Source organism: Candidatus Nanosynbacter featherlites (assembly GCF_005697565.1).
GTDB classification, from domain to species: domain Bacteria; phylum Patescibacteriota; class Saccharimonadia; order Saccharimonadales; family Saccharimonadaceae; genus Nanosynbacter; species Nanosynbacter featherlites.
On sequence record NZ_CP040004.1, the window covers coordinates 547,697 to 563,010 of the forward strand.

The following is a 15,314-nucleotide window of genomic DNA, read 5'->3' on the forward strand; positions in this document are numbered from 1 at the left end:
TTATTGAGCCGTGTGACGGTTGGTTTAGCGTCGGCGTTTGATGATTATCCAGGCGCCAGTAGCAACCACCGCGATGGAACCGAGAGCGATCACGATGGCGTTGCTGCCTGTGTCAGCCAACGCATTTGATGCTTTCTTCGCAATCTTAGCAACTGCGCTGTTGCTGCCGCTATTGGCATTTTGGTTACCATTCTGAGTAGCGCCCTCTTCTTCGTAAACACCAACTGGGTCGATGATAGTGCCGTTTGCCGCGCCATCACCGTCACCAAAGCCACCGTCAGTCAGATCGTAAGAAATGGTGGTATAGTTACCATCTGGCGTATTGCCAAAAGTGACTCGACTAGTGATGTCTTGGTATACTCGACCGTTCATGATCTTGCCAATTGTTAGACGGTTCGTATTAGCGTAGCGCCGACTTAATGTTAAGGTCACGCGAGCCGTGAAGCCAACCGCAGGAGCTTGATTGTTACAGTTAATGGTGAAATCCACTCCTTCGCGAAGGACACGGTTATTGTAGCGATCCGGTGTTGAAGCCGACTGCGCTGTCGCCAGGTTGTAGCACGAGTTCCCAGACGTTTCTACTGTCAAAGAACGGTGGTGCGGCTGGGCAACAGTCATCTTGTTCCGTGGAGCTTGTGGTCCTGGAATGATGATTGCGTTCAACCGATTCTCCAACGCAGTTCGCTTCGTAGCATCCTGTACTTTCGCTGCCAAAGCCCTTGCGTCATTTACTGCAGATTGGGTTTTACTGTGTTCAGCCTGAGCAACTGCTTGTTCAGCGGCTGTCTGGGCGTCTGCTTCTTTCTTCTTAGCGTTGGCTACGGCAGTGTTGAGGTCGTTGGCTGCTTTCTGGATGGCAGTAGCAGCTGGGTTTGGTTGTTTCTCTACTTCTTTGGCTTTGGCGAGAGCTTGCTTGACGGTCGCGTCATTGGTAATGTAGGCCGGTTCTTTCTCGGCGTTGGCGATGGCGGTGCGGAGGGCAGATAGGTCAGGACGAAGGGCGTCAAGTTTTGCTTGCAGTGCTGCTTTGGCAGCATTGAGCTCGGTAACAGAGGCACCGGCGTTGGCAGCTACCTGCTCTGCCTGGGTGACTTGTGCTGCTAAGGCGTCCTTGCTTTCTTGGGACATGCCGGCAGTAGTTGCTGGGTCTTTTGCTTTGGTTATCAGGGCGGAGAGAGCGTTGCGAGCAGCGGTGACGTTAGCGGTGACCTGGTTGAGGCGATCCTGGAAGGCTTGTTTCTTCGTTGGGTCTTGGACGGCAGCTACCTTGGCGTTGGCGCTGGTAACATCGTCTGGATCCTGGTTGTGTTCAGCCTGAGCAACTGCTTGTTCAGCGGCTGTCTGGGCGTCTGCTTCTTTCTTCTTAGCGTTGGCTACGGCAGTGTTGAGGTCGTTGGCTGCTTTCTGGATGGCAGTAGCAGCTGGGTTTGGTTGTTTCTCTACTTCTTTGGCTTTGGCGAGAGCTTGCTTGACGGTCGCGTCATTGGTAATGTAGGCCGGTTCTTTCTCGGCGTTGGCGATGGCGGTGCGGAGGGCAGATAGGTCAGGACGAAGGGCGTCAAGTTTTGCTTGCAGTGCTGCTTTGGCAGCATTGAGCTCGGTAACAGAGGCACCGGCGTTGGCAGCTACCTGCTCTGCCTGGGTGACTTGTGCTGCTAAGGCGTCCTTGCTTTCTTGGGACATGCCGGCAGTAGTTGCTGGGTCTTTTGCTTTGGTTATCAGGGCGGAGAGAGCGTTGCGAGCAGCGGTGACGTTAGCGGTGACCTGGTTGAGGCGATCCTGGAAGGCTTGTTTCTTCGTTGGGTCTTGGACGGCAGCTACCTTGGCGTTGGCGCTGGTAACATCGTCTGGATCCTGGTTGTGTTCAGCCTGAGCAACTGCTTGTTCAGCGGCTGTCTGGGCGTCTGCTTCTTTCTTCTTAGCGTTGGCTACGGCAGTGTTGAGGTCGTTGGCTGCTTTCTGGATGGCAGTAGCAGCTGGGTTTGGTTGTTTCTCTACTTCTTTGGCTTTGGCGAGAGCTTGCTTGACGGTCGCGTCATTGGTAATGTAGGCCGGTTCTTTCTCGGCGTTGGCGATGGCGGTGCGGAGGGCAGATAGGTCAGGACGAAGGGCGTCAAGTTTTGCTTGCAGTGCTGCTTTGGCAGCATTGAGCTCGGTAACAGAGGCACCGGCGTTGGCAGCTACCTGCTCTGCCTGGGTGACTTGTGCTGCTAAGGCGTCCTTGCTTTCTTGGGACATGCCGGCAGTAGTTGCTGGGTCTTTTGCTTTGGTTATCAGGGCGGAGAGAGCGTTGCGAGCAGCGGTGACGTTAGCGGTGACCTGGTTGAGGCGATCCTGGAAGGCTTGTTTCTTCGTTGGGTCTTGGACGGCAGCTACCTTGGCGTTGGCGCTGGTAACATCGTCTGGATCCTGGTTGTGTTCAGCCTGAGCAACTGCTTGTTCAGCGGCTGTCTGGGCGTCTGCTTCTTTCTTCTTAGCGTTGGCTACGGCAGTGTTGAGGTCGTTGGCTGCTTTCTGGATGGCAGTAGCAGCTGGGTTTGGTTGTTTCTCTACTTCTTTGGCTTTGGCGAGAGCTTGCTTGACGGTCGCGTCATTGGTAATGTAGGCCGGTTCTTTCTCGGCGTTGGCGATGGCGGTGCGGAGGGCAGATAGGTCAGGACGAAGGGCGTCAAGTTTTGCTTGCAGTGCTGCTTTGGCAGCATTGAGCTCGGTAACAGAGGCACCGGCGTTGGCAGCTACCTGCTCTGCCTGGGTGACTTGTGCTGCTAAGGCGTCCTTGCTTTCTTGGGACATGCCGGCAGTAGTTGCTGGGTCTTTTGCTTTGGTTATCAGGGCGGAGAGAGCGTTGCGAGCAGCGGTGACGTTAGCGGTGACCTGGTTGAGGCGATCCTGGAAGGCTTGTTTCTTCGTTGGGTCTTGGACGGCAGCTACCTTGGCGTTGGCGCTGGTAACATCGTCTGGATCCTGGTTGTGTTCAGCCTGAGCAACTGCTTGTTCAGCGGCTGTCTGGGCGTCTGCTTCTTTCTTCTTAGCGTTGGCTACGGCAGTGTTGAGGTCGTTGGCTGCTTTCTGGATGGCAGTAGCAGCTGGGTTTGGTTGTTTCTCTACTTCTTTGGCTTTGGCGAGAGCTTGCTTGACGGTCGCGTCATTGGTAATGTAGGCCGGTTCTTTCTCGGCGTTGGCGATGGCGGTGCGGAGGGCAGATAGGTCAGGACGAAGGGCGTCAAGTTTTGCTTGCAGTGCTGCTTTGGCAGCATTGAGCTCGGTAACAGAGGCACCGGCGTTGGCAGCTACCTGCTCTGCCTGGGTGACTTGTGCTGCTAAGGCGTCCTTGCTTTCTTGGGACATGCCGGCAGTAGTTGCTGGGTCTTTTGCTTTGGTTATCAGGGCGGAGAGAGCGTTGCGAGCAGCGGTGACGTTAGCGGTGACCTGGTTGAGGCGATCCTGGAAGGCTTGTTTCTTCGTTGGGTCTTGGACGGCAGCTACCTTGGCGTTGGCGCTGGTAACATCGTCTGGATCCTGGTTGTGTTCAGCCTGAGCAACTGCTTGTTCAGCGGCTGTCTGGGCGTCTGCTTCTTTCTTCTTAGCGTTGGCTACGGCAGTGTTGAGGTCGTTGGCTGCTTTCTGGATGGCAGTAGCAGCTGGGTTTGGTTGTTTCTCTACTTCTTTGGCTTTGGCGAGAGCTTGCTTGACGGTCGCGTCATTGGTAATGTAGGCCGGTTCTTTCTCGGCGTTGGCGATGGCGGTGCGGAGGGCAGATAGGTCAGGACGAAGGGCGTCAAGTTTTGCTTGCAGTGCTGCTTTGGCAGCATTGAGCTCGGTAACAGAGGCACCGGCGTTGGCAGCTACCTGCTCTGCCTGGGTGACTTGTGCTGCTAAGGCGTCCTTGCTTTCTTGGGACATGCCGGCAGTAGTTGCTGGGTCTTTTGCTTTGGTTATCAGGGCGGAGAGAGCGTTGCGAGCAGCGGTGACGTTAGCGGTGACCTGGTTGAGGCGATCCTGGAAGGCTTGTTTCTTCGTTGGGTCTTGGACGGCAGCTACCTTGGCGTTGGCGCTGGTAACATCGTCTGGATCCTGGTTGTGTTCAGCCTGAGCAACTGCTTGTTCAGCGGCTGTCTGGGCGTCTGCTTCTTTCTTCTTAGCGTTGGCTACGGCAGTGTTGAGGTCGTTGGCTGCTTTCTGGATGGCAGTAGCAGCTGGGTTTGGTTGTTTCTCTACTTCTTTGGCTTTGGCGAGAGCTTGCTTGACGGTCGCGTCATTGGTAATGTAGGCCGGTTCTTTCTCGGCGTTGGCGATGGCGGTGCGGAGGGCAGATAGGTCAGGCTTTGGCAAGGTAGCAGTCACATGCAGTGTCCCAGAGAAAGTAAATGGCTTACCGTTGACGGTTATTTGCTTGTTCCAGTTGGCCTGCAACGCATGTGGTTGACCGTCATATGCTGGTGCTGCCACTTTTAATTTGCCAGCCGCTTCATTAACCAAAGTGGCCGTATTTTCAATAGTAATTGGTGCGCCAGTTGCGTCTTTCAAAGGTGAATTGAATACCTCAGATTCAGTGGTCATGCTGCCCTGCTGGTTTTCTAGCTTCAAAGAGGTAAGGCGATTTAAGCCTGCTAAAGGCTGTGCATTCATGACCGTACTGTAGTCTAACCGTAGTTCAGTAAGTTGAGTCATTCGTCCAATTGCAGTAATCTCATTCTCGCTCAATTGCCCCCCGGTCAAGCGCAAAGAGGTCAGAGCTGGTGCACCAACAAGAGATTGAGCATTGACAACTTTAGTATTTCGACCATAGTCATAGAAAGAGATTTTCTTTAATGAGTTCTTACTACCTGCAAATGTTGATAGGTCTAACGTCTGATTGGCACCGCTCATCGAGACTTGCTCGAGCTTGTTCAGAGACGACAAAGGACTATAGTTCGTAACAACATTTTCCGACAAGTTCACACTACGCAACTCAGACAAGCCAGCCAGCGGTTGAATATCAGCAACCTTGTTGCCTGACAGCTGTAATGCGCGCAATTTAGTTAGGCCAGAGAGCGGCTGTAAATTGGTAATTGCGTGATTGCCGAGTGATAGCTCAGTGACATTTTTAGCGTACTCCAGACCAGTCAAATCCTTAATCCTCTGGTCTTCCGTGATATTGCCAGTATTATCGACATACATGCGATCAATGGTTAGCATTTCTTGAGCAGTAATCGCTTGAGCATCACTACGGGTTTTCCCTGAGATTTCAGCTAACCTCTTGTTCAACAACTGGCGCAACCTGGCATCAGGGATGTTAACGCCCTGCGCTGCCGGAGGCTGTGGAGGTGTCGGAGAATTGGTTGAATCCATATAAGCATTTACCAAAGCACCTCGGTTTACCGCCACACCAGGCCTTACGTGTTGGCCGCTTGGGTCAATTGCTGATGCAACCTCAGCTGACAATGGCTTACCTGAACCAATCGCCGGACTGCCTGCCTTCAAGTTGTAGTTACTCTTACGGTAGTCGGTGTTCTGTTCAGCTTCTTTGATGAAGTATGGGTTGTTTGCGCGTGTACCAAACAGGTCGAACGAGTGGGTGTCGCGACCATCAATTGACGACCTTACGCGGCTATCTTTAGCGATGTCTTTCACATTAGCAAACAAAATATCAAGGCGGTTCGGCACGTCTGCCAAGTCCCAGGTCATGATTGTGCCTTCATTTTGCAAGCTACTGCGGTAGTAGGCGTTGTAGTCAAAGCCCTTGAACATGTCATTTGTATAGGTGCCTGGACCAGTGTGGTTTGGGCCGCCAGTGCTCCTAACAGGGTAGGACCACAGTGGCGCGCCAGTGTCACCAGAGATGACTGCACGAGATGAGATGATGTTATTGTACATCTCTAGACCAGTCAAGTTCCAGCTCAGACCCTTGCCAGCAGACCACGACTCGAGCGATTTACAAATTTGTGGATTATTACGATCTCGCTCATTACAACCGTCAGTACGAGCATCCTCATTCAGCATGATAGGTCGGTTGGTTCGAGAGATAGTGTTATTGTATACTTTGGAGTTCGAACTACTCGATACGCCAATACCCGCACCCGAGCCCTCAATAATGTTTGATGCGATGATTGTGCCATCTGAAACCTCATCAAAGATCGCTGTTGTCGTGTTGATGAAGAAGTTGTTGACAATTTTTGCTTTGATGCAGCCTTCATCACACCAGACACCCGCTGTACCATTGCGCACATAATAGTCGTTGCCAGTTGAAGCAGGATTCTTTGAGTTATCAACCACATTACCTCGGAACGTAAAGTTCTCAATGTGCGTGACTTTTATCTCAGAAACAGTACACCACGCTAAACAGACTGAACCGTTAGTGAGGTAATTTGCCGCATTGTTCTCTGTAAAGATATTGTTTTCAAATGTTGTATTGTGTGCACGGTTGGCTCCTGCGCCATTACCACCGTTGCCGATGAATTTATTATTAACAATACGTGCACCTTCTGCATCAGTGTTGAAGCCAACTGAGGAACTTTGTGTGAAGATGGAGTCTTGTACAACTGAGCCACGACCGTTGACCACGATCATACTCGTTCCAACCTGATCATCAGGCAGTTGACGATCCCAAGACCAGCTTTGCACTGGCGAATACTGGGCAACATTGATAGCTTTCATGGTGAAGTTAGAACCATCGTCAGCATTACGACCACCTACGGAAAAGGCACGAGCTCGGTTAGTAATTTCTGTGGTGCCACGAGATGGGTCAGAGCCAACATAGTATGTCAGATCATCTTCTGTACCAACGTTAAAGCCTGCTCGGTTATTTGTTGGATCTTTCAAAGTAGTTGGGTTTTTGTCTTCAACGTAAAACTTTCCAGGGCCAACCTTACTTTTTGCATCGACCTGCTCAAGTGGTTCGTCATCGATAAACATTTGCTCTGGGTAAGCAGCCATGCCTTCTTTGGATGGGTCAGGATTCACGGTACAAACACGGCAAAAATTACGGAATTTACCCGTCGTCTTCCACATATTGCCCTCTTTAGTCCATTGACCTGCCGAGACAACATCGCTACCCTTCATCCAAACTTCAGCATGAGGAGCAGCCTGGAAAGTGATGTTCTTCTTGGTCACAAAAAAGTGTGGCTCTCGGTACACACCGCTTTTTGCCACAACTGTTCCGCCGTCAGAGACAGCCTGCAGTCCACGTCGAAATGTCGCGAAAGGTCGTGCTTCTGTTCCGTTACCAGAATTGTCATTACCGTCTGGAGAAATCCAAGCGACATTAGTTGTCGGCACAGGATAGTTAGTATCCATTGCTTTATATTTTTTATGAACACTGGCCGCTTTTGCCATAAACGGATTTGTCAAAACCAAAGCAAACACCATCACCACTGCAGCTGCTGGTATTGCTATCTTGGCGACACGTTGATTCCTTCTTGATATACGAAGACGTACCATCCCTATTTTTTCTCCCTCTCCTCAGTTTTGTGTATTAAAAACTACCTGTTACCAGTGTAGCATAAGCAAATTTGCACTGTCAAATTGTCAACTACTGTTTTTTGTCATATAATGAGTACCCATGATGCACGCTTTTGTAGACTTTATTATCCACTTTGGTATTGTTGCCGTTTTGTTTGTTGTATTCGCCGAATCAGGCCTATTGTTTGGGTTTATTTTCCCTGGCGACAGCTTACTATTCACTGCTGGATATATGGTGCAACAACATATCCTCCCAATCGACATATCAATCTTTGTATTATTACTCATCATCGCGGCCATTGCCGGAGATTCAGTTGGTTACACCTTTGGCCACAAGGTGGGCCGAAAACTGTTTGAGCGGAAAAACTCACGCTTGTTCAAACGTAAATATCTCATTCAAGCTGAAAAATTTTATGAAAAACATGGCGCCATCACAGTCATCTTGGCACGATTTGTGCCCATTGTCCGCACGTTTGCCCCAATCGTAGCCGGCGCAAGCAAAATGCATTATCGAACCTTCTTGCTCTTCAACGTCATTGGTGGCATTTTATGGGCTTCGCTGTTCACTTACCTGGGATTCTTTGCTGGCAAGGCACTGACTGAAGCTGGCATTAACGTTGAGGTCGCTGCCCTAATTATCATTTTCCTGTCAGTCCTGCCAATGATCATTCACGCGCTCAAGCAAGAATCCACCAAAGCAGCCCTCAAAAAACAGTTATCTGTCCTGTTTTCAAAAGACAAACAGCCAAAGTCGGCTGCTAAAAAGCGCAAGTAATTCATCTAAACTCGAGAGTCCATCTTACGTAAGCAATGGCTTGAGATATTTGCCCGTGAACGAATCTGCGTTTTTGGTAATGTCTTCTGGCGTTCCGCTGGTGACAACCGTCCCGCCGCCCATACCACCTTCTGGACCCATATCAATGATCCAGTCTGCTGATTTGATAACGTCCAAATTATGCTCAATTACAATCATGCTATTTCCGCCTTCGACAAGCTTATGCAAAATCCCCAACAATCGCTTAACGTCAGCCGAATGCAACCCAGTGGTTGGCTCATCCAAAATATACATGGTTTTACCCGTCGAGCGTTTTGACAGTTCAGTCGCCAATTTGATGCGCTGCGCTTCCCCGCCAGAGAAGGTGGTTGCTGGCTGACCCAAACGAATATAACCTAAGCCAACTTCCACCAACGTCTCAAGTTTTCGGTGAATAGATGGAATACTGTCAAAGAATTCGGCCGCTTGCTCTACTGTCATTTCCAATACATCAGAAATAGTGTGTCCTTTGTAGGTAATTTCCAATGCTTCACGGTTATACCGTTTACCTTTACACTCGTCACACATCACATACACGTCTGGCAAAAAGTGCATTTCAATTTTTATCACACCATCACCCTGACAATTTTCACAGCGACCACCCTTGACATTAAAACTAAATCGGCCTGCCTTGTAACCGCGAACGTTAGCTTCTGGCGTGGCAGCAAATAATTCACGAATTGGCGTAAAAATACCCGTGTAGGTGGCTGGGTTGGAACGCGGTGTGCGACCAATTGGCGACTGGTCAATCACAATCGCTTTATCTAATAGCTTGATGCCTTCGATGCGGTCGTGCTTGCCTGGCACCACTTGAGACCGGTTGAGGCGAGCTGCCAGCTCCCTCGCCACAATGTCATTAACCAAGGTTGACTTACCGCTACCAGACACACCAGACACCACCGTCATTAATCCCAAAGGAAACGCCACGTCAATATTTTTCAAATTATTTTCCTGAGCACCACGCACTATGAGCTGCTGATCTTGATTTGGCTTCCTGCGCTTTTTTGGTACTGCAATTTTCTCTGCACCACTCAGGTACCGACCAGTGATACTGTCTGGATTTTTCGCTACTTCCTCAGGCGCTCCCATGGCAACAATTTGTCCACCCTTTGAACCAGCCCCCGGCCCCATGTCGACCAAAAAGTCACTTTGGCGAATGGTATCTTCATCATGCTCCACGACCAGCACCGTATTGCCAAGATCACGCAAGCGCTTCAGAGTATCAATCAGCCTATCATTATCTCGCTGATGCAACCCAATGGATGGTTCGTCCAGGACATACAGTACCCCCTGCAAACCGGAACCAATTTGCGTAGCCAGCCGAATGCGCTGAGCTTCTCCACCGCTCAAGGTGTTAGCTGCTCGGCCCAGCTCCAAATAGTTCAAACCGACATTGCTCATGAAGCCCAACCGCGCATTGATTTCCTTTAATATCAGCCGCGCAATCATCGTTTCCTGTTCCGTCAACTTCAGCTTGCGAGTAAACAAATCCAACGCATCGTCAACGCCCAGATCACAAATATCAACAATATTCAGCCCATGAACCGTCACCGCCAAGACCACTGGCTTGAGACGAGCGCCTTTACAAACATAACAGGCTCGTTCGCGCATAAATCGTTCAATGTCTTTGCGCATAAACTCGCTGTCAGTCTCGCGATGTCGACGCTCCAGATTCGGAATGACTCCTTCATAGGTCGTATCATAATGCCGGCCATTACCAAGCTCAATGCGATATTTCTGCGCCCCCGTACCGTACAAAATTTTCTGTTTAGCCTCATTTGACAGCTTCTTAACAGGAGTTCGCATACTAAAATCATGAGCTTCTGCAACAGCTATGATTTTTTTCATATAGAAATTGTCGACATTGACGCGGTTGTACGGTCTGATGGCGCCTTCGGCGATGGTCAAATTGTCATTAAACACCAACTCTGGGTCAATTTCCATGCGACTACCCAAACCAGTGCAGTTTGGACAGGCTCCCTGTGGTGCATTAAAACTAAACAACCGCGGTTCCAGCTCTGGAATATCTTCTTCAGGGTGATCAACACACGCATATCTCTGAGAAAACGTCCGCACCTGATCATCATCAGCGTCCAATACTTCGACAATTCCCTGGCCCAATTCTAACGCTTGCTCAACACTCTGAGACAAGCGACCAGCCAATTCACTGGTTAATGCCAAGCGGTCAACTACCAGCTCAATTGAGTGCTTATAGCTCTTTTGTAATTCCGGAAATTCATCCAGGGCATACACCACACCATCAACCCTGACGCGAGCATAACCCAACCGACGGTACTGCTCAGGAATGTGCGCAAATTCACCTTTTTTATTTTTGACGATTGGCGCCAATAGTAAAATCCGGCGTCCGTCGTACTGCTTGATGATTTCTTGAATGATGGTTTCAGTGGTACGTCGCGAGACTTCTTTGCCACAAATTGGACAGTGTGGCACACCAATGCGCGCAAACAAGAGACGTAAATAGTCATAAATCTCAGTCACCGTGGCTACCGTTGAGCGTGGGTTGCGGCTGGTTGACTTTTGGTCAATTGAAATAGCTGGACTCAAGCCGTCAATGCTGTCAACATCTGGCTTATCCATCGTCCCCAAAAACTGCCGAGCATACGAGTTCAAACTCTCCATGTAACGGCGTTGGCCCTCAGCGTAAATCGTGTCAAACGCCAGGCTTGATTTACCTGAACCACTCAGACCAGTGATGACCACAAACTTATCACGCGGCAATTCCACGTTGATGTTTTTCAGATTGTGCTCGCGGGCACCTTTGACTCGAATAACCTCCGGCATAACCGCTATATTATACCGGCTTTTTATGATTTTTTCCAGACATTTCCTAAAAATTAGATTATATATCACCACATATTGCTTATGATTGCAAGTCAAGCTTTTATCTGTTACAGTTACATTATATGCGACGGTTGAGTGTTTACGTATTACTGATTATTGGTGCGATTGTTATTACACCGGTGCTATTTGATCAGCTTTGCATGTTCGTTTTTCTCGGCAAAATTCCGTTTTTGAACGTCAATTTGTCAGCTATGTCCATGATCATTTTTTGGATCGTCATCATACCAATCTGTCGCATCTTACGAGCAGCCATCCCCGTATCATTTGATGATATCAAAGAGCTCATTCAGTATCTTTCTCGAAAACGTCGCGTCAACAACATAGTATATCCAAAAGATTATCTCACCTTGCTACTTATCTATCTGACACATGAAGCCAAAAAAACCGAAACCAGCGAGCCAGACACTCGCATGGGCGCCCAAAAACTCGCTCCGTCTCTAACCTAGCACACGTCCTATCACAAGTCGCCAGCCGGCAACACCGCCTCCGCCCACAATTGCAATTCTTGCAATATAAACTGCTGCTCGTCAGTCGCTGCCGGCGCTAAGCGCTGCAGAGACGCCATAAACCCTGGCAGTTGTGCCTGCAGGTGCTGAGCCCGCCAGATTTCCCATTGTGCCAAATCATCTTCACTGAGTGAGCGCGGAAAATTACGTGCTTTGTAGTGTAGCAACAGCGGCGTTAACCGTTCGTCCTGAAACTCTGGATGAAAATCCGCCAATTCACGTTCATCAGCGTTGCGTACGGCCTCCACTCGCAAGCGGTCACGGTCGTTCAAAAAGCCGTCATATAATTGCGCTTCTGGATCAGGCAGTTTTTTGAAGGCTGGCTTGTTTTCAAAAATAGTCCGTAATTTTTCGGCAAAGTCTGGGTTGTCCAGCAGTATATTTTGATGCTTTTGCACCGTCTCTAGATCAAGTGAGATCTTCCGCCAGCCATCGCCCTGTTCCAGCACACCCAGCGGCGCCACCGCCGGACAGCGATTGTACTGTAATTCTTTGACTGGCAATTTGACGAAATCCTTAGCTTGCCGCTCCTCCCACGACGCAAATAGTTTTGCCGACAGCTCCTCCGCACTCAGCCCAACAAACGGCGTCGGATCATAGCGCAGATCATAGACGACCACACCGCCGTTTCGACTGGTCGTCAGCGGAAAGGCCACCGTAGTTTTAGCAAATTCCTTATCATAGCGCCCGCTGGCATAGACAAACGGTTTTTTGTCATCCACATTGACCAGTCGCTGGACTACTTTTTTGTCACGCATTTTCAGTAAATAATCATACAGTTGCGGCTGCTTTTGCTTGATCAGTTTCGTCACGGCAATCAACGCTGTTACGTCCGCCAAAGCATCGTGAGCATTTTCGTGTGCTATGCCATTAGCACTAGTGATCAGCTCCAGGCGATTGCTTGGCTCACCCTTATCATCAAGCGGCCAATTGATTCCTTCCGGCCTGAGCGCCCGCGTCAATCGCACAACATCCAGCAAATCCCAACGCGAGCGACCGTCTTTCCAGCTCCATTCGTACGGATCATGAAAATTGCGCCACAACAAATGGCGGATAAATTCGTCGTCAAACCGAATATTATTAAAACCAACCGCAATAGTCTCAGGCGTAAAGATCTCCTCGCATAACATCCGAGCAAACTGCACTTCGGTGTAACCCTCCTCGACTGTTTTTTGCGGCGTAATGCCCGTTACCATCAGCGCATCAGGACTCGGCAAGGTGTCATCATTCAGCGTTACCAGCAGATTGTACGGCTCGCCAATCGGCTCGAGACTCATGTCCGTCCGCTGCCCAGCAAACTGCATGATCCGATCTTGCCGCGGATTTAGTCCGCTAGTTTCTAGGTCATAGAAGAAAAATGTTTCTGCCATGATTATTAATCGTTGTTAATTGCCGCTATCGCTTCTCGAGCAAGGAACCGTTTAGAGCGCTCAGGACCAGGCATGAGATCTTTTTCTCCGTGCAACAAATCGTACACATCCAGCTTCAATGCCTTTGCAGCATCCGAGCGCGTATCATCTCTCCATTCCCTAATGACAGGTGAACGAAGAGTCTTGTCCACTGACGCCTGAGGGTCAACTGACGCTTCTTTAAGTACCTCTTCTGGCACATGAGTCCTACCACCTTTCCAGCGCGATTCCAGATGGTTTAGTGCAATCAACTGTTCAACGTTCTCCCCAAAATCATCAGATACATCAGGAGTACGCAGCTCAGCACCAGCCAGGGCCAAATGCACATTATACGCCCCGCCTAGTTTACGATAAATTTTCTTCAATTCTTCCGCGCTCAACGCAGGTTGTTCCTCTGGCCTCACATAGTCGGCCTTCGTTGCCTCAAGCCAGTCAGCATAATATCCAGCCGCCTTTTCAGAACCAAACTGTTTCTTTTTAAGGCCAGCCAATACATACTGTGTCAATTTGCCAACTGGCCCATCGAGCAGCAACTCAACATTTCCCTTACGAACTTCTACCGCTAGACGCCCGACGTATTCTTTAGGCTGATTTTTCAAATAATGATCACCGCTGAGTGGCTCCTCACCCCCCAACGCTCTGAGAATATCGTTCTGTGCGTCCTTAAAAGCCACATGCCTCCGGACGTTGGGACCAAAATGATAGCGACGTACCGCAGGAGCAAACGCAAGCTCCAACGAGGTCAACCCGACAGCCCCAACTGCCCCTACGGTGGCCTCTCGATTTGATTTATATGCAATTTTGTTTTCCAGTCGCCCGATCTCCCAATAGCTCGGCACGGTCATCTGCCGCTCTGTGTTACTACTACCCATGATACCTCCCCGTCTGATTAGCGATTTATATCTAATTATACCACTATTGACGATGACAAGCTATTGCTCAACCAGCGTAAACGGCATCGATTCGCCAATCTGCACCACGGTCTCGCCCACTGCACCCTGACGAATTAGCTCATGAGTGATGCCCATTTTTCGCATGATATCGCGCAGGCGATTGACTGATTCAAACTGATCAAAGTTAGTACGGCGAGCAAACTTTTCAATTTTAGCACCGTGGATAATGAAACTGACCGCATCTTCATCATCTACCTTTTCAGGCTCCGCACCAACAACCCGCTCTACCGTCCAGGCATCAGACGCTGCTTGTGCATCCAGCGCGATTACTGGCAGATCATCACCCTCTTCCTCAACCATCTCCGCCTCATGCGCCCGATAGTCAGTAACTTCACGGCGTAGCAAACGCAGCAGCTCAGTCACGCCAGCATGCGTTTGCGAGGAAATCGCCACCACTGGTGAACCGTTTGCTACGTTTTGTAGCGCCGTCGACTGCATGGCAATAATCTCATCATCCAGCCCTTCACATTTCGTCAGGGCAATGATTTCTGGACGCGCCGCCAATTCTTCAGAATATTTTTCCAGCTCGCGGCGAATGGTCTGGTATTTTTCCGCTGGGTCGTCACTATACGCGTCAATCATGTGCAGCAACACCGCCGTCCGCTCAACGTGACGCAGGAACTGGTCACCCAAGCCCTTGCCTTCCGAGGCGCCTTCAATCAGTCCTGGAATATCGGCAATCAACACTGAGCCATCATCAACATCCGCCACGCCCAAATTTGGCGTCAAGGTCGTAAATTCATAATTAGCGATTTCCGGTCGAGCATTGGAAACCACGCTCAAAAATGTTGATTTACCAGCATTCGGAAAACCAACCAAACCAACATCAGCCAGTAATTTTAGTTCCAGCTCTGCCTCAAATTCTTCACCCGCCTCACCAAGTTCAGCAATCTTCGGCGCTTGGCGGGTGCTGGACGTAAAATGTGCGTTACCAAAACCACCGTCACCGCCGCGGGCAACGACTGCCTGCTGCTGGTCCACTGTCAAATCCGCCACCACCTTGCCGTCACGCTTGACCAATGTACCCATCGGCACTTTGACGACCAGCGGCGAACCGCTTTTACCGCGCTTGTTGCGCTTGCTGCCGTCACCGCCATTCTCTGCTTTTAGTTCTGGCTTGTAGCGAAAGTTAAGCAACGTATTCAGATCTTTGGTCGCCAAAAACACCACATCACCGCCGCGTCCGCCGTCACCACCATCAGGACCGCCTTTGTCAACATATTTCTCATGCCGAAAACTGACCGCGCCGTTACCGCCCTTGCCAGCTCGTACTAACACTTTCGCTGTATCTACAAACATATCTATATTATAGCAAAACGCCCCTGAATAT

At 49.9% G+C, this 15,314-nt stretch carries 7 protein-coding genes; 2 read left to right on the top strand and 5 right to left on the bottom strand.

Annotated elements, in window-relative coordinates:
* Positions 1 to 24: 24 nt before the first annotated feature.
* A complete protein-coding gene (locus FBF37_RS02885; RefSeq protein WP_138079313.1) occupies positions 25 to 7,419 on the bottom strand; it encodes a choice-of-anchor U domain-containing protein in 7,395 nt (2,464 codons plus the stop codon).
* Between the two features lie 121 nt (positions 7,420 to 7,540).
* Here FBF37_RS02885 and FBF37_RS02890 point away from each other — a divergent pair, with 121 nt between their 5' ends.
* Positions 7,541 to 8,215 (top strand): DedA family protein, encoded by a 675-nt coding sequence (locus FBF37_RS02890; protein WP_236861225.1) that lies wholly within the window; start codon positions 7,541 to 7,543, stop codon positions 8,213 to 8,215.
* 24 nt (positions 8,216 to 8,239) lie between these two features.
* On the opposite strand, the gene uvrA is transcribed toward FBF37_RS02890, so the two are convergent.
* Positions 8,240 to 11,056: an excinuclease ABC subunit UvrA gene (uvrA, locus tag FBF37_RS02895; protein ID WP_138079315.1), complete on the bottom strand. Its 2,817-nt coding sequence runs from the start codon at positions 11,054 to 11,056 to the stop codon at positions 8,240 to 8,242.
* A gap of 122 nt (positions 11,057 to 11,178) precedes the next feature.
* Here uvrA and FBF37_RS02900 point away from each other — a divergent pair, with 122 nt between their 5' ends.
* Positions 11,179 to 11,562, top strand: coding sequence for a hypothetical protein (locus FBF37_RS02900; protein ID WP_138079317.1), 384 nt, complete (start codon positions 11,179 to 11,181; stop codon positions 11,560 to 11,562).
* 11 nt (positions 11,563 to 11,573) lie between these two features.
* Here FBF37_RS02900 and sbcB read toward each other — a convergent pair whose 3' ends face one another.
* From sbcB to obgE, 3 genes are read right to left on the bottom strand one after another with little or no spacing between them, the layout of a single operon-like run.
* Positions 11,574 to 12,992 (bottom strand): exodeoxyribonuclease I, encoded by a 1,419-nt coding sequence (gene sbcB / locus FBF37_RS02905; protein WP_138079319.1) that lies wholly within the window; start codon positions 12,990 to 12,992, stop codon positions 11,574 to 11,576.
* 5 nt (positions 12,993 to 12,997) lie between these two features.
* Positions 12,998 to 13,903: a hypothetical protein gene (locus tag FBF37_RS02910; RefSeq protein ID WP_138079321.1), complete on the bottom strand. Its 906-nt coding sequence runs from the start codon at positions 13,901 to 13,903 to the stop codon at positions 12,998 to 13,000.
* 60 nt (positions 13,904 to 13,963) lie between these two features.
* Positions 13,964 to 15,283 (bottom strand): GTPase ObgE, encoded by a 1,320-nt coding sequence (gene obgE / locus FBF37_RS02915; protein WP_138079323.1) that lies wholly within the window; start codon positions 15,281 to 15,283, stop codon positions 13,964 to 13,966.
* Positions 15,284 to 15,314: the final 31 nt, after the last annotated feature.